At 60.4% G+C, this 14,879-nt stretch carries 21 protein-coding genes; 18 read left to right on the forward strand and 3 right to left on the reverse strand.

What is annotated here, in order from left to right; genetic code table 11:
- Positions 1-50: 50 nt before the first annotated feature.
- The 14 genes from IQ24_RS07095 (at position 51) to IQ24_RS07155 (ending at position 10,274) form a co-directional block, all read left to right on the forward strand.
- A complete protein-coding gene (locus tag IQ24_RS07095; protein WP_145397122.1) occupies positions 51-320 on the forward strand; it encodes a hypothetical protein in 270 nt (89 codons plus the stop codon).
- The gene (locus IQ24_RS20220; RefSeq protein ID WP_199756516.1) at positions 320-472 is read left to right on the forward strand and encodes a hypothetical protein; all 153 of its coding nucleotides are present in this window, start codon (positions 320-322) and stop codon (positions 470-472) included. Before IQ24_RS07095 ends, IQ24_RS20220 begins: the two co-directional genes overlap by 1 nt.
- Positions 469-948, forward strand: coding sequence for a helix-turn-helix domain-containing protein (locus IQ24_RS07100; protein ID WP_145397599.1), 480 nt, complete (start codon positions 469-471; stop codon positions 946-948). The genes IQ24_RS20220 and IQ24_RS07100 overlap by 4 nt, the downstream gene beginning before the upstream one ends.
- On the forward strand, positions 945-1,772 hold the full coding sequence (locus tag IQ24_RS07105; protein WP_145397123.1) for a ParB N-terminal domain-containing protein: 828 nt from the start codon (positions 945-947) through the stop codon (positions 1,770-1,772). The genes IQ24_RS07100 and IQ24_RS07105 overlap by 4 nt, the downstream gene beginning before the upstream one ends.
- The gene (locus IQ24_RS07110) at positions 1,769-1,993 is read left to right on the forward strand and encodes a hypothetical protein (RefSeq protein ID WP_145397124.1); all 225 of its coding nucleotides are present in this window, start codon (positions 1,769-1,771) and stop codon (positions 1,991-1,993) included. Before IQ24_RS07105 ends, IQ24_RS07110 begins: the two co-directional genes overlap by 4 nt.
- Positions 1,993-2,529 (forward strand): class I SAM-dependent methyltransferase, encoded by a 537-nt coding sequence (locus IQ24_RS07115; RefSeq protein WP_145397125.1) that lies wholly within the window; start codon positions 1,993-1,995, stop codon positions 2,527-2,529. Before IQ24_RS07110 ends, IQ24_RS07115 begins: the two co-directional genes overlap by 1 nt.
- Positions 2,526-3,164 (forward strand): hypothetical protein, encoded by a 639-nt coding sequence (locus tag IQ24_RS07120; RefSeq protein ID WP_145397126.1) that lies wholly within the window; start codon positions 2,526-2,528, stop codon positions 3,162-3,164. The genes IQ24_RS07115 and IQ24_RS07120 overlap by 4 nt, the downstream gene beginning before the upstream one ends.
- A gap of 172 nt (positions 3,165-3,336) precedes the next feature.
- A complete protein-coding gene (locus tag IQ24_RS07125) occupies positions 3,337-4,530 on the forward strand; it encodes a hypothetical protein (RefSeq protein WP_145397127.1) in 1,194 nt (397 codons plus the stop codon).
- A 1-nt stretch (position 4,531) separates the two neighbouring features.
- On the forward strand, positions 4,532-5,347 hold the full coding sequence (locus IQ24_RS07130; protein WP_145397128.1) for a hypothetical protein: 816 nt from the start codon (positions 4,532-4,534) through the stop codon (positions 5,345-5,347).
- Positions 5,340-7,130, forward strand: a complete 1,791-nt coding sequence (locus IQ24_RS07135) for a hypothetical protein (protein ID WP_145397129.1) — start codon at positions 5,340-5,342, stop codon at positions 7,128-7,130. Before IQ24_RS07130 ends, IQ24_RS07135 begins: the two co-directional genes overlap by 8 nt.
- A 3-nt stretch (positions 7,131-7,133) precedes the next feature.
- Entirely contained in the window at positions 7,134-7,565 is a 432-nt protein-coding gene (locus IQ24_RS07140; RefSeq protein WP_145397130.1) for a hypothetical protein, read from the forward strand.
- Positions 7,565-7,750: a hypothetical protein gene (locus IQ24_RS07145; RefSeq protein WP_145397131.1), complete on the forward strand. Its 186-nt coding sequence runs from the start codon at positions 7,565-7,567 to the stop codon at positions 7,748-7,750. The genes IQ24_RS07140 and IQ24_RS07145 overlap by 1 nt, the downstream gene beginning before the upstream one ends.
- Positions 7,751-7,812: 62 nt before the next feature.
- Complete coding sequence (locus IQ24_RS07150) at positions 7,813-8,460, forward strand: hypothetical protein (RefSeq protein WP_145397132.1); 648 nt, start codon at positions 7,813-7,815, stop codon at positions 8,458-8,460.
- Positions 8,457-10,274 carry a hypothetical protein gene (locus IQ24_RS07155; RefSeq protein WP_145397133.1) on the forward strand — a complete coding sequence of 606 codons (1,818 nt, stop codon included), beginning with the start codon at positions 8,457-8,459 and terminating at the stop codon, positions 10,272-10,274. The genes IQ24_RS07150 and IQ24_RS07155 overlap by 4 nt, the downstream gene beginning before the upstream one ends.
- Here IQ24_RS07155 and IQ24_RS07160 read toward each other — a convergent pair.
- On the reverse strand, positions 10,235-11,068 hold the full coding sequence (locus IQ24_RS07160) for a Stf0 family sulfotransferase (protein ID WP_158637492.1): 834 nt from the start codon (positions 11,066-11,068) through the stop codon (positions 10,235-10,237). The genes IQ24_RS07155 and IQ24_RS07160 overlap by 40 nt on opposite strands.
- Positions 11,069-11,117: 49 nt before the next feature.
- Here IQ24_RS07160 and IQ24_RS20070 point away from each other — a divergent pair, with 49 nt between their 5' ends.
- Both IQ24_RS20070 and IQ24_RS07165 read left to right on the forward strand, forming a co-directional pair.
- Positions 11,118-11,276, forward strand: a complete 159-nt coding sequence (locus IQ24_RS20070; RefSeq protein ID WP_158637493.1) for a hypothetical protein — start codon at positions 11,118-11,120, stop codon at positions 11,274-11,276.
- 240 nt (positions 11,277-11,516) lie between these two features.
- The gene (locus IQ24_RS07165; RefSeq protein ID WP_145397135.1) at positions 11,517-11,804 is read left to right on the forward strand and encodes a hypothetical protein; all 288 of its coding nucleotides are present in this window, start codon (positions 11,517-11,519) and stop codon (positions 11,802-11,804) included.
- A gap of 175 nt (positions 11,805-11,979) precedes the next feature.
- Here the strand turns inward: IQ24_RS07165 and IQ24_RS07170 are convergent, their stop codons facing one another.
- A complete protein-coding gene (locus tag IQ24_RS07170; RefSeq protein WP_145397136.1) occupies positions 11,980-12,207 on the reverse strand; it encodes a hypothetical protein in 228 nt (75 codons plus the stop codon).
- A 424-nt stretch (positions 12,208-12,631) separates the two neighbouring features.
- On the opposite strand from IQ24_RS07170, the gene IQ24_RS07175 reads away from it, so the two are divergent.
- The gene (locus tag IQ24_RS07175; RefSeq protein WP_145397137.1) at positions 12,632-13,180 is read left to right on the forward strand and encodes an N-acetylmuramoyl-L-alanine amidase; all 549 of its coding nucleotides are present in this window, start codon (positions 12,632-12,634) and stop codon (positions 13,178-13,180) included.
- Between the two features lie 2 nt (positions 13,181-13,182).
- Positions 13,183-13,542 (forward strand): hypothetical protein, encoded by a 360-nt coding sequence (locus tag IQ24_RS07180; RefSeq protein WP_145397138.1) that lies wholly within the window; start codon positions 13,183-13,185, stop codon positions 13,540-13,542.
- 151 nt (positions 13,543-13,693) lie between these two features.
- Here the strand turns inward: IQ24_RS07180 and IQ24_RS07185 are convergent, their stop codons facing one another.
- Complete coding sequence (locus IQ24_RS07185) at positions 13,694-14,818, reverse strand: Hint domain-containing protein (protein WP_242007988.1); 1,125 nt, start codon at positions 14,816-14,818, stop codon at positions 13,694-13,696.
- Positions 14,819-14,879: the final 61 nt, after the last annotated feature.

Genomic DNA, 14,879 nt, shown 5'->3' on the forward strand with positions numbered 1-14,879 from the left:
CTGATGATCGTCCTTCCACACGAGGACACAACAGCACGGGATCATCTGAAATGTCTTTCCGAAAATGCGGGGGCGAAGAGGCGGAGCGCGCCTGGTTCGCGGGCCTGCTGTGGCGGGCCTTCCCTGACGCGCGGTCAGAGAATGAACTGGCCGAACTGGCGGCCGACGTCCTGACCTCGGACAGCCGCCCGGTCACATCGCGCACGGTGCGCAACTGGCTGCGGCGCGAGAACGCCCCTCATTTTCGCTATGTGCTGAAGGTCATCGCTCTGGTCGGTGCCGAGACCGTGTTCCAGATCATCGATCCGGAGGTGCACTGATGCGGCTGCTGTGGCGCATGGCGCAACGCTATTACGACGCCCGCCACCGGCGGGCGATGCGGGTGGCGGATCAATCTGCTGCCGATGCCGACTGGTTCAAATCGCAGTCGGAAAGGTTTTTCCAACGGATCAAGGGGGCGCGCAAACTATGAGCCGCAAGACCGTACTGGAGGCCCATGGCTTCAGTTCGCCGACCGAGGCAGCCCGCGCTTTGGGCGTTTCGGTGCAAACCATCTACAACCACATCGATCGCTTCGGGGGCCTTGATCGGGATCTTCTGGCCCGAGTGAAAAGGCGCACAACCGGTCGGGCTGTGGAACTGCCTGATGGCACGAAAGTCAGCTCGATTGCGAAAGCTGCGCGGATCCTTGGCTGCTCCGAGCAGAAGGTTGCACGCCATCTCCACCGGCACGGTGACCTGCGCTTCATCATGGAGGGCGAGATTCGCTTGCCGGAGGTGGGCGCTATTACGGATCCGCGCGAAGGGCCTGCCAACCAGCAGTTGGTCGCTGCCCCCGTCACTGTACCGCCACGCGTTCTCAGGCGGGCGACGGGGCGCATCGACGTCGAGGTCGTCATCGAAACCATCCGGCAGTGCCGCGACCAGTATTTGGAGGAAGCAGCATGAACGGTTTTCGCGTTGTCGATATCTCTGACCTGCCTGCCTGTGAGCCGCGTCCCCAGCCTGCGCCGCAGTTGATGTGGATCGCCGTTGATCATCTGGTTATCGATGAGCGCTACCAGCGCCCGTTGGCTGCTGGCAACAAATTGGCCATCCGCCGGATTGCAGAGGAGTTTCAGTGGTCGCGGTTCTCGCCCGTGCTGGTCGCTCCGGTTGCTGGTGGTCGCTATGCGCTGATTGACGGCCAGCATCGTGCCCATGCTGCCGCCCTGTGCGGCTTTGACAGTATCCCGGCCATGGTGACCCTGGTTGCGCCAGAAGAGCAGGCCTTGGCCTTTATCGAGATCAACACGCGGCAGATCCGCGTGGGGCGCGAACAGGTCTACCGGGCCGCGCTAGCTGCGGGAGAGAGTTGGGCGATCGCGTGTCGGGATGTTGTGGAGGCCGCAGGTTGCCGCCTGATGACCTCGAAATATTCTACCTCGCAGAAGAGGCCGGGCATGGTATTTGCCGTGGCGCTGATCCAGCGATTGGTCGCGGCGGGCAAGGGCGAGGCGGTCACGCGCGCCCTTGCGGCGCTCATGGAATATGATGCGTCGTCGGTGCCCAATTTCTCGAACGACCTTCTGACACCATGGATTTCGGCGGTGGCCGAGAGTGACGCGGAGGTGTCGGCGCTGGTCGCGGCGCTGCGTCATCGGCGGCCATGGTTGGTCATGGATGTGGCTGACAGGTTTGCCACTGTTGAGCACAAGCCGAAGGCCCAATGCCGTCGGGAAGCATTCTCTGCCCTGATCGCCAGTCAGATCCGCGCGGAGGCTCAGGCATGACGCATCACTGCGATCTCGCGGCGCGGCAGCAGGACATGCGCGATCTGTCTATTCTCCGCCGTGCCTGCACTGGCGAGAAGTTTTCGGACATCAGCCGATCCCATGGCAAGGGCGGGGCGTTTGCGCGCGTTCTCGTGGCGCGCATTCGTGATGCCGATCTGCGCGAGAGCGGTGAGCCGCAAAGCGTGGTGCTGGCGGGCTACCCCGGTGCGAGGTCGTGATGGGCAAGCGCTCCAGTTTTGAACGCCGCCCGCGTGACTTCTATCCGACACCCCGCGCTGCCTGTGCGCCGTTGCTGCCGCATCTGCCCTATGGCGCGATGTTCATCGAACCCTGCGCGGGCGACATGGCGCTGGTCCATGGTCTGGAGGCTGGGGGTATGTCCTGCCAGTGGGCGGGCGACATCGAGCCCCGGCACCCTGATGTCCAACGCTTTGATGCGCTGGAGGAAGATCTCGGGATGATGCTGGATTCCGCCGATTACATCATCACAAATCCGCCGTGGGCGCGCGAGATCCTTCACCCGATGATCCGCACCTTCTCGGCGCTTCGCCCGACATGGTTGCTCTTTGATGCGGACTGGGCGCACACGCGGCAGTCGGCCGCGTACATGCCTTTGTGTCGTGCCATCGTTTCGGTCGGCAGGGTCAAGTGGTTTCCCGACAGCACGATGACCGGCAAAGACAACTGCTGCTGGTATCTCTTCGACGCGACCGAGCGCGGGGCAGCCCATTTCTTCGGGAGGGTCGCCGCATGACCACGCATCTGCGCAGCTTACAGCCGATGTCGATCGATGACCTGCCGGAATATCCTCTGACGGTCGAGGATCGGCTGGACAGCCATTACTTCATGCCGTGGGAGCGCCGCCGGTGGCTCAACTCGGAAATGCGCTTGCGCGGCACGCCGGAGTGTCGGGCCTATTTCTTCGACCTCATCAACATCTCGTATGACCAGGCGCCGCTTGGCACCTTGCCCGATGATCTCGACCTTCTGGCCAAGCTGCTGCTGGTCGATCCCGCGCATTTCCGGCAGCTCTGCAAACTGGATTTCGGGCCGCTGCACAAATGGACTCGCGTTCGGTGCGAAGGCGAGATCCGCCTGATGCACGGCATGGTCTTGCGAAGCCTGCAGGAGGCGGTGGCACGGCGGGAAGACAATCGGGCGAAGAACGACGCGGCCAATGCGGCGAAACGTCTGCAGCGCCTGCGGGTGACCGTCGCCGGGTACAGCAAGGATCTGGCCGCCAACGATGCCGCTGTTCGCTGGATCGATGAATGGATGCTGAAGGAAGGCTGCGAGTATCGCACCGCCTCCTGGGTCGAGCGCGGGATTTCGCGCTGGACCGATCACGCGTTTTCGCTGGCCCGTGGGGCCGGCCGAACTGTCCCCTGATTGTCCAACATTGTCCGCAGGACAGTCTCAGACAGTCATCGGACAATCTCAGACTGTCCTGCACGACAGGGACATAGACAGGGAAATGAAAAGGAAAGCACACAGGCCAATCCCGACACTGCACCGGGCGCGCCTGTGGATAAGTCGGAAATGCTGAGAAAGAGGGATGGCCATGACCGGGACGAAAGCGGACAGGGAAGCGCGAGTTGACAGGTTACTGATCGCGCCTTTGGCGGGGCTGCCGCGCAGGCGCGGGGTCAGCGCAGAGGCACATGAGAAGATGCTGCACCGCCTGCGCGATCGGCTGGGCGCCCTGATCGATGTTGCGGTTGGCGCCACCTTCGACTGGAGCGGTGCCATGTCCAGCGTCAAAGCCGAAATTCACGGTATCGCTGCGGCCCTGTCCTCCATAGGCGGCGGCATGATCGACAATGCCGCGAAGTTCGTCGAGCTGAACGCCCGCAAAGCCGGAAAGTCCAAGGCAGAGGCGGTGCGTGCCCGGAAGGAATATGAAATTGAACTCCAGGCCGGCGCCGAATCCATGGGCGGGTCCTGGTACGATCGATGGCTTGCTGGCGTCAAGAAACAGGTGGCTCTGAAGGGGCTGGACATTGACGATCAATTGGCCGCCCTCGATGCCGCCGAAAGCGCGTCGAAACGCGGTGGGCGAAAAAAATCCCGGTCGGGCAGTTCGGATCGCGAGGGCGAGCAGGCCGCGCGCAATCTTGAACGGATCCAGCGGGATTTCCTGACAGAGCAGGAACTGCTTGCCGTTCAATATCAGGAGAAACTGGACGGTCTGGCAGCGGCGCGCGACCGGGAACTTCTGACCGAGCAGGAGTATCAGGCCCTGAAGCTCCAGGCGCAGGCCGATTTCAACGCCAAGTCAGCCAGCCTCGATCGGCAGGCGCTGCAGGAGAAGCTGGCGGCATGGTCGGGCGGTCTGGGCGACCTTGCCGGCCTGATGAACACTGGAAACCGGAAGCTGTTCAAGATCGGGAAGATGGCCGCCATTGCACAGGCCGTGGTTGATGGTTGGTCGGCGGCAACTTCCGCATGGGACAAAGGCATGAAGATTGGCGGCCCGCCGGTTGCAGCTGCATTCTCCGCCATGTCTATCGCCCGAACCGGCGCCATGATCGCCTCGATCAAATCGACGCAGTTTGATGGCGGCGGTGGGGCAGGGGGCGGCGGATCAGCCGGATCTGGCAGTGGCGCTGCCGCGGCAGCTCAGCAGCCGCTACAGGTCCGCATGCTCGGGCTGTCGCCGGACAGTATCATTTCCGGGGCCGATCTGGGAACGCTGCTGAACCGGCTGAACGATGAGGCCGGTGATCGCGGCTACAACCTGCTGACACGAGGGTAACATGCTCTACACCGACTTTCTGCGGGAGTCCCAGTTGGCCTCGGGCAACCGCAGGAACCGGCCCGTTTTCGCCTGTGACAACCTGATCGCTGCCGCGGTGTTGTCCGGCGGCAACGCTCAGGCCGGAAGTCCCGTTGGAAACCTTCGGACGTCATCGACCTATGATCGCTATCGGCAGTCAGCTGACGCGGCCTCCTCTGTGATCGTCGCGACCTTCGATGCCCCGCGCGAGGTCGGTATCATGGCGATCTCCGGGCATGGGTTGGCGGGGCTTTGCGCCTCGGTGCAATTTTCCCATCACGATGGCGCGGCATGGGTGAATGCGGACCCGATCACAGATCTGACCCCCGCCGCAATCGGGCGTCGGATCGCGCCGGTCGTGACGGATCGAGTGCGCCTGATCCTCAATGGAGTGAAGGCGGGGGCCAGTGTCGGCGTGTGGTTTGCAGGCCCGGAGCTGGTGTCCCCGCAAGATTTTCACGGTGAGTTCGCGCCTCGGATCACTCCTCAGAACGTCGAACTTCAATCCAATGTCAGCGAGGGCGGAAACCTGCTCGGGTCTGCCACAATCCGGCAAGGGTCATCGTCCTCCTTCAGCCTGCAACATCTTCGGCCGGAGTTTGTTCGCGGCGATGGGTTCAGATTCCTGGTGCGGCACCACAATGCCGGTCGAGGGTATTTCTTTGGGTGGCGGCCCGGCCGGTATCCGGAAGATCTGCAATATGTCTGGCGGCAGGGCGATCCGGTTGTTCCCACATTTATGGGCCTGCGGGATTACATGCAGGCGTCTTTCAACCTGAGGGTATTCGATGGCTGATTTTGATCGGCAGATCTTGCAGATTGTCGAGATCGACATCGAACGGTGCGGTCGGACCTTCGGTGGCGGTGTCTGTACGGCGTCGCTTTCGCAAAAAGTTCCCGACAAGTGCTTCAACACCTTCGCGACCTGTGTGCGCCCCGCTGTCTTTGCCCCGATCGTCCAGACCTTGCGTTTCGCCCAGAACATCTCGGGGCTACCGGGGGAGGTCCACATCTACCCTGCATTGGCAGCAGTGTCGGTCAGTGCGGCGGAAATCAACACCCAGGGCATCGACGCAAAATCGTCGGCCATGGGAAAGCGGGCCCGTGTAACGGTGCGGCTCCAGGACTTCACCGACGCTGACTATGGCTTTGACCAATACGCAGAAGAGCGGCGCACCGGTGCTGCGCAGTTCTCAGGTCAGGGATATAACCCAAAGGATCGCGGCAGCTTCCTGCAGAAGCTGCGCGCACGTCAGCCCTATTACACCGGGTGGAAGCTTCGTCTGCTGAGCGGCTATGTCGGAGATCGCATCGAAGACATGGCGGTCTCGCATTATGTCGTGACGGACTGGACTGGTCCTTCCGCCAGCGGAGAGGTCGTGATCACTGCCAAGGACGTGCTGGATCTTGTAGACAATGCGAAAGCCGTTCTCCCAGCCGCCACGCGCGGGCAATTGCTGACCGCCATGGACAGCAGCGGCACCGGGGCATCTACGGTCCAGCCTGCCGGGATCGGTGATCTGGAATATCCGGTCAGCGGCTGGGTCACGATTGGCTCGGAGATCCTGTCGTTTACCCGTGCGGGAGACGTATTCACCTTCACGGGACGGGGCCGTTTTGGATCAGAAGCAGCCAGCCATGAGGCCGGGGACACGGTGCAGAAATGCGAGCGGTTTCAGAACCTCTCGCTCGCCGAGGCGATTTACCAGGTCTGCGCGCGATCTGGCCAGATTCCGGCCAGCTATCTTGATCTGGCCGCATGGCGCGAGGAAGAGCAGGGGTGGCTCCTGGGCTTCAACCTCGATGCGATCGTGCCCAAGCCCGTGGGCGTAGCCACATTGTTGGGTGAACTGCAGCAATTCGGCTGCACTGTCTGGCCGGATGTCGAGGCGCAGAAAGTCCGGTTTCGTGTAAACAGGCCGATCCGTCCGGATGAGCCACGCATGGTGCTGACCGATGCGGACGGCTTTATCGAACGCAGCTCGGCAGTCTCAGATGAGGAAGAGCTTCGCGTCAGCCAGATGTTCCTGTGGCATGGCATGCTCGATGCGACAGGCGATCTGGACAAGGCCAGCAACTTCCGGCGCGGGGTCGTCGGGGTCGAGGACACGTCCCGCACCTATAAGGTTCCGGCGTTGCAGTCCCTCGGCACGCGCTGGCTCGGTCTTGCCGGTGACGACGCCATTGCCTCGGCCGTGGCGGAACGGATTGTGGCGCGGTTCTCGGAGACCCCGCGCACCTTTGAAGCACTTCTGGATCAGGGGCAGGCCGAACAGATCAAGCTCGGCGATCCGGTATTCGTGCGATCGCACCTGATCGTGGGCGCAACGGGAGAGCCGGTGACGACCATGATGGTGGTCAAATACATTGCGCCATCGATCGCGGGCCACCGCGTCAAGGTGAAGCTGGAGACCTTCGCCTTCGAGGGCAACTACGGGTACTGGGCGGCAGACGGGACGCCCGACTATGACAGCGCCCCGGAGGTGCAGCGCGAGGAAGTGGCGTTCTGGTTTGATCCGGCAGAAGAGGCCGGAGGGACGCAGTTTTCAGACGGCCGGCAGGCCTACCAATGGTATTGAGAAATGGCGACCTGGACCAACATCAGTAACGAAGACATCAAGCACAAGAAGCCGATCACGGTGGCTGCCGGGCGCGCGCTTCGCGACAACCCTGTCGCGATTGCAGAGGGGGCCGCAGGCGCGCCGAGGGTGCAGGATGCGGCACTTGCCCTTAACATCACGTCTGCAGGCGTCGACTGGGTTGCCAAGCGGATCATCGCGGCGGCGTGGAACGCCCTCGGGCAGACGGTCATGGCGGTTCACCACGCATCTACCACATCGACACTCGTGCCTGGCACCACCGTTTTGGGTAGCGAGCTGAGCGCAACCAATGCCGCTGGCAGATCCGGCCCATCTCTTCCGGGCACTTGGCGGCTTCAGGGCAACGTGATGCCCGTAGAAGGGGCTGTTGCTCTTGTCCCCGATCGCGCATCCGTATGGCTGAGGATCGTGTAATGGAATGGCGCAATCCCCGCTTCAATGCATCGGGCACCATCGATGTTGAATTACTGGTACCCGATCTGGGATGGCTTCCCTTCACGGCCAGTCCGGACGATCCCGAGGACTATGGCCGCGCGATCTTCAATGACCTGAAGGACAAGGCTGCGCCCTTTGTCCCTGAGGACCAAGCCGCAGAATAGCGGCCCTGCCACCGACAACCCGCCCCGCCCTCGTGCGGGGCTTTTTCATATCCGGAGACGCCATGCCAGTTGCAACGGCAACCATCACCGGCCCCGTCTTTGATCAGACCGGGGCACCACCGTTTGACGCAACGATTGAGTTCCGGCTGCGCAGCAATCCCCGCGATCTGAGCGGCGCCGTACTGCGCGGATCCACCGTAGTGAAGGTCGGGCCTGCCGGGGCGTTCTCGACGGTACTCTACGCTGCCGACGGCGGATCGACCTATGACGTGATCCAGCGCCACCACCCCTACCTGGGAGCGGACCTGGTCGAGCAAGATATCGGGCCGATCCGGGTCACCGGCGGGGAAACCCGATGGCTCGCGGCGCTGCTGCCGGTCAAGATCGCGACCGGGGCAAGTGATACCCACCGCATCAAGCGCGGCGATAGCTTGAGCATCGCGGGCGTCTGGCTCGACGAATTCGGCGTTCCGATCCCGAGCGCGGGTGTCGGGATCGCATCAGCGCTGCTCGGACCGGACGGCGTGACGCGCGCCATCACCAGCAGATGGCAGGCTGGTGTCGGTGAGTTTGAGCTGTCTATGGCAGCCGGAACTACGGCCCAGCTACCCATCGGAACCCATCAAATCGACATCAAGTTTTCGACCGGCGCGCGCGTTCTGCGCACCATGACGGGTCGCGTTATCGTAGGGCAGGAGATCACACCGTGAGCGTTTACGACAAGAGCCGGGCAATCCTTTTCACTGGCGGCACTCTTCCGGTTGGCGGGGTCTCGGCCGGCGATCTGGGGGCGGAAACTTCGCGGGCTACGCAGGCAGAAAGTCGGCTGGGAGCTAAAATTGACGGGCTTTCGGTCAACGGCGCGGCTGGGTTCAAGGGGCCATATCTGTCGATCTCGTCTGGAATGGCGGGGACAATTGCTGGGCAGGTATTCACGGTAACCCAGCCCGACGGGATGCTTGTGGTCAGCAACGACGGCGCGGGGCACACTGTCCTGACATCTCTGGTGTCTGCTGAGATCGCCAATCAGTCGAAACAACCGCCCTACCAGCCTTACGCATCCTATGCTGCGGCAGAGGCCGCATCCATCCCTGCTTCCGTCGACATGGTGGAAGCGCTTGAGGCGGGTGCCGTCATTGGATGGGTGCGCGATAGCGAGGGAACGGCCCTTGGCGGCGGCTGGTCTCCTGCTGGAACGCCAACCCCCAAGCATTGGGGCGCGGTTGCAGACGGCGTGACCGATGACCGCGCGGCTTTCGAGGCCGTCGAAGGTGACGGCGTGTCCCCGGTCAAAGTGACGGGCAGTCATTTCCTGAGCAGCAACACCGCTGCCCAAAATGTTGCTTACATTCTGTCCAGCGATGCATCCGTGACAATGGGAGCGGGGGGTTGGAACCCCCGACGCTACTACAAGGACGGCGTCACACCCTTCGATCGCAAGGTGAATTTCTCCACGCAAAACCCCACCGTTCCACCTGGCGCCTACACCATCCTCTCCGACGGCTACCAGTCAGAAATGTACTGGATCAACCAGTGGGGCTATCAGGAGAAGGATACCAATGGGAACCATTCCGGTGCCTTCCAAGGGCCTTGGCCAGCCGGTCAGACGCGCGGCGCAAGAACCGGAGCGCACCAGCTCTATCTTCGGGGACAGCACTCGGGGATGGGGGACGGCTACAACCTCTTTGGTTCGATGACTGTCGCGCCGCATGGGGATGGTCCGATAACTTACTGGAGTGGTCAGAACAGCGGCGGGTTCGGGAACTTTCAGGTCAATGCGCAGGGCGCCAAGGTCAACCTGTACGGCCTCGGCGATTGCGTCTTGGACGACAAAGGATTCGCCGACGTATCACTTCTTGGCCATGTGTCTATCGTCAAACGGTTCGGACTTGACAGCGGGGATTACGAGGTTCCTCGTTTTAATTTCCTCGCTATCAGTGACGGCGACAAACCTCTTGACCATGCGTATGCCACCAAGGGGGCGTATCGACACGGCCTAGATTTGGCGAACAGTACTTTCGTCAACAACTGCGCTATCGCCTTGGGTGAGGGGCACAGAATTGGGTTTGACGCACAACCGCCGCTGCCCGGCAAATATACGTCGAGCACTGGCGGAACGACCTATGTTCACAAAGCTGTCGGACCAAACCGGCTAGAGTTTGTGATGGAAGCGACGCCGATCTTGAATCTCTACAGTGACCGCCTAGAGGTCAAGCCTGCCGCAGAGAACAACGCCGGCCTCCGAGTGCGTGGGGCGTCCGCAACGGCCATGGCCGCCATTGGACAAATTGGCAACACATCTTACGTCTCAGCTCACACGACAGGTTCGGAAACTACTGTCCTTGCGTTGCGCGCAGCCGATTCAACCGGAGCTGAACAAAGCGTACTCTTGCTACGGGGTTCTGGTGTCGTGGCTGCACCCCTGCTCCCGACATTCGCGGGTAATGCATCGGCAAAAGCAGCCGGGCGCACGGCCGGGGACATCTACAAGACCGACATCGGCGAACTAAGGATTGTTGTCTGATGCGGGGCGAAGCCGATAGCGTGCGACTTCTCGCGAATGTAGCGCGCTACGAACTCCTTGTTCATGTCCCCGCCCTGCTTCCTGATTTCGGAGGCTCCAGGTTCCCATGTTTGGAGATCAACGTCGGCGAACGCCCCGATGCTCCTGACCACCGCAGCCGGATCGCGGCAAATATCGGAATAGCGCACAGGCAGAGAAGGGATGCCGGAAAGAGCAAGAAGATAGCCCATGTTCTGATTGGACTGCATGATGTAAGACAGCCGAAGGTCGATGTCACTTTCATCGTATACAGCCGCCGCAAGGGCGTTTTCCTGACTGGTCCACTGCTTGGTCTGAAATGCGATGGACCACGAGACAGCCTGCTCGATCAGGTTCTCGCGCGAGATGTGGATCATCCTGATTCCGCCCTCATACATCCGATCTATGCGCCAGCGGAGAAGCATCCGCAGCTGATCCCACGACGCTTTGAAACCGATCATCTTACCATTCCCGGGATGGTTTTGGGAAATGGCCCTGAGATAATCGGGAAATGTTTCTGCGTGGAGTTTCGGAAGTCGCGCCCCGACAGTATCGTGATTAAGCTGCTCATAAAATCCATCGAATGCAGGGGTGGAGCGAAGATACCCTGCCAGAAGGTTGGAGCCGCACCTGTTGGTGAAGCCGATCAGGTAAAGCGGATGATTGAATACGGGGGCGGCCTCCTCGAAGCGAACCCGTCCGCTGAAGATGCCTTCGATGTTGGTCTCGTGGACCATCGGAGCGGAGGCCACCCCGCCAAGTATTTTCGTAGTCATCTCGGTGGACCTTCCGTTGCCGACGCCGACCCTAAGTTGAGGAGCAGCAGTGCACACCCTGACCCTAACCGACCAGCAATTGCAACTCATCGGCGCGGCCTTGGCTGAAATGCCCTATCGCATGGCCGCGCCGATCATGGCGGAGATAAACCGGCAGATCGCGCAAGCTCAGCAAGCGTCTGGGGATGCTCCATCGGAGGCCCCATGACCACCATCACATACCGCCTCGGCACGGTCGGATGGGCGACCCGCTCCTAACCCCGCCTCCGGGCGAGGTGTGCGATATGGAAAGGCCGCAGGATCAGAGGGGGCGCCAGACTCTGATCCTGCGTTGTGACTTTGCCCAAGGGACGCGGGGCAGGCTCCCAGAGGCTAGGCGACGCCAGTAGGCTAACAGCCAAATGGCACACGACAAATACCACTTTACGCTGATGCGCAGGAGGCGCTTGTGACCGCACCATCAATTGATAACCGCATCAGTCTGGGGAATATCCTTGTCGCTGGCGGAATGATCGTCAGCATCTCGGTCGCGTGGGGGACACTCAACGGCAGGGCAGAAACCCTTGCATCCGAGCTGTCAAAGCAGGCGGCAGCGACGGCTTCGCATGAGGCCCGCATCAGGGCCATGGAGACGACCACAGCCCGTCAGGATGAGCGCATGGTCCTGATCCTCGACAGCCTACGGAAAATCGAAAGCCGTCTTGAACGAGACATGTCTGTGCCGCGTGGGCCTTGATTGGGGCCGGTGGGCTCTCGGCAACCGAGGTTGGTCGGACACCGGCCCCGCCTCGCTGTGGTGGCGGCGAGGTAGCATATTGTGCTCATATTTTTGAGAGGTTCAAGAAGATTGCGTGCGAGTTTGCCAATCGATCTTGGTTTTTGGATCGGGTGGCTAGTACTTGCGGCTTTGCCTAATGGGCAATGCAGCGTTCAAACCGCTCAAAGACGGCGCAATCCCATGCTTCGTAGCGGCCAGCTCGCGTGCGATTGAGCTTCCAACGCACAGCCGTCGCCGCGAAGGCGGTTACGGAAGCCTGGAATGCTGCATGACCTTCTGGGGTGTCCAGCGATGGCAGCACCATGAAGCCGAATTGATGAGGCGAAGTTTGGGCATGATCAAGTTTCGGAAGTTCGGTCATGTCAGGCCTTTCACGATAGGTTTCTGGACTGAGGTAACGGCCGAGTGCCGGAGCGGCAAGATACTAGCCTCTAAGCTACCGCGATCAGGACGACCAAGGGTAATGATGACGGATAGGCCAAAGTGACAAGCAAAAGCATAGCAATGGACATAGAGGACCTCTGTTTTCTCAATTTAAGCTGTAACTGCCTGCGGCAACGAGCCGATCTTCAAAGCGACTTTCGTGTGGGTGAAAGATGACCTTCCCAGCCTGACCGTCTCTGTAAGTCAATGCTCTTCCGACAAAGCCTGGCGATCAGACTGATCGCCCCAGCTTAGGCTGATCGGAGAAAGCGGGGGCGCTGTTCCTTTTTGGACTTGTGCCCCTCAATCCTACCACACCGCCCGGCCTTTGTGCTGGGCTTTTTCATGACAAGGAGACCACGATGGGCAAGATTGCTCTGGTGATCGGGCATAACGCCTGGTCGCAAGGTGCTGTGCGCGTCACAGACGGGCGCGGCGAATATGACTGGATGACAGATCTGGCCAGTCAGATCTTCACACAGGAACCGGCACTGTTCCGGGTTTTCCGCCGCCCTGCTGGTATTGGCTATTCGACCGAGATCCGGCGGGCCTATGCGGAAGTGGATGCTTGGGGCGCTGACGCCTCGATCGAGCTGCATTTCAACAGCGCAGCAGCCGGATCAGCGACCGGCACGGAAACGCTCACCTCAGGGACGACCGGCAGCCTGCGTCTCGCCAAACTGATCCAGCCAGCCATGGTCAATGCCCTCGGGCTGCGGGATCGAGGGCTGGTGACGCGTAGGCGCGGGGATCGGGGCGGCGAAAGCCTGTGGCAGGGCAGGGCGCCCGCGGTGCTGATCGAACCCTATTTCGGGTCGAACCCCGCCGACTGTGTTGCAGCCGACCGCCATTTCGCGGCGCTGGCCAGCGCTCTCCACATCGCTTGTGCAACTTACCTCAAAGGAAACTGACCATGGATCTGATCATCGCTGCGGTGATGCCGCATATCTTGGAAATCATCAGCATTGTGCTGGCATCTATCCTCGGCTGGGCGGGTAATACGGCCCGCAGGAAGTGGGGCATTGACGTCGAAGCGCGGCACCGGGATGCCCTGCATTCTGCGCTGCTGACCGGCGCGCGTTTGGCGCTCGAGCGCAAGCTCGAGCCCAAGGCAGCGATCGGTCTCATCCTGGGCCATGCACAGGCGAGCGTGCCGGATGCGATTGCGACGCTGAAGCCGAGCGCAAGGGTGCTGGAGGATCTGGCGCAGTCGAAGCTTCGGGAAGCTGCTCAGGTCCGCGGCGCTGAAGACCTGGCCGAGGCTTTGCGGTAATGCTTGGGGACGGCATCTACTATGGCGTCAGCGACATCGCCTCTGTTGTCCTTGTGGTGCTGCCTCAAGGCAGAAAGGTGGGAGGCTGGATGCCGCATATATGATCAAGAGAAGGTGGTTCGGCAGGAGCTTGGCGTGCTCCTGCCTTTTTCTAGCTAACCAGCGATCGGCGATTCTGAACGTGTCGAACCGCGAGTTTGCGAGCTTGTCGACCGGAAGTTAGTTGACGAGCAGCGACAGGTCGGTAGTCTCTCGTTCTAAGCTCGGGGAAAATTGCAAAAATCTCCTCGGAAGCTGCTGCACCGACTGCTTTGATGGCTTCCGGTCCAGTGAAGAAGGATTCCGTTTCTGCGCCGTTTGAAAACACAATTTCATGGCGATCAAAGAGGATGTGGAAGTATTCCACTTCCGCGATATCAGATGCAATATCAATGCCATCAAGTTGAAGGAGCTGCTTCGCTGCGACCAAAACCTCATTGGTGCCAAACATTCGCTGCGCGATAGAGGAACAGACTAGGATACGGTGCTGGGGAGAAACGAGCAAATCGTATCGGGGCAGGTTCGTGCCTAAAGCGCCAGCGCGAATTCTGATTGGTCGCAGATGCGCGTTCGCTTGAAGTTGCTTGTATGTCAACCGCTTGGATCCCATCCAGCGAATTGGCTGCATCCCGTTGTCTTTGGTTTTGACCATGGTGCCAATTTGGAGGCATTCTACTGCACAACTACCCGTCGAAGTGCTGAGTTCAGTTCCTCGAGCAAAGCAGACCACAGTAAGCTCGTAGACGCTGCTGGAAAAACCGATTGTCGCAGGATAAGTGGAGTTGGGCAACGGGCTCACGCCTGAGACTACTACTTTCGAAATTCGATCGATGTCGTTCCATTCCGGCAGGCTGGATACCGAAGGTCGAAAAAAGATGTCGCCGCTGCTCGTTTGCATGAGGATGCCGGATTGTGTAACATCGTGACTGTTACCATCAGCGTCGTGAACGGTAATGGTAAAGTTTGCTTGCACGAACGTGTTAATCGTCGCGTTTGAAACGTGTGCACTTGTATCCGGATCGTCGTAGGAGAACCTGCTCGGGCTCTCGAAAAACGTACCCTGATATGAGGTATTGAAATGATTGCCGACAGAGCCGGTATAGTAGTTCCCGCTAACCGAAACCGGCCGAATTCCAGAGCTGCCTTCAGCGGTCCAACCATTGATAGCATTCGCTTGTGTTTGGCCGATGTTAGTGGAAGGAGTGCTGTCGAAAAGTGGTGCTTTTCCGATCCACATGAGATTCGTGGTAGTAGAGGGCATTTTTCACCTGTTACTTGTTTCCCAACACACACATTCT

Source organism: Paracoccus sulfuroxidans (assembly GCF_007830335.1).
GTDB classification, from domain to species: Bacteria; Pseudomonadota; Alphaproteobacteria; order Rhodobacterales; family Rhodobacteraceae; genus Paracoccus; species Paracoccus sulfuroxidans.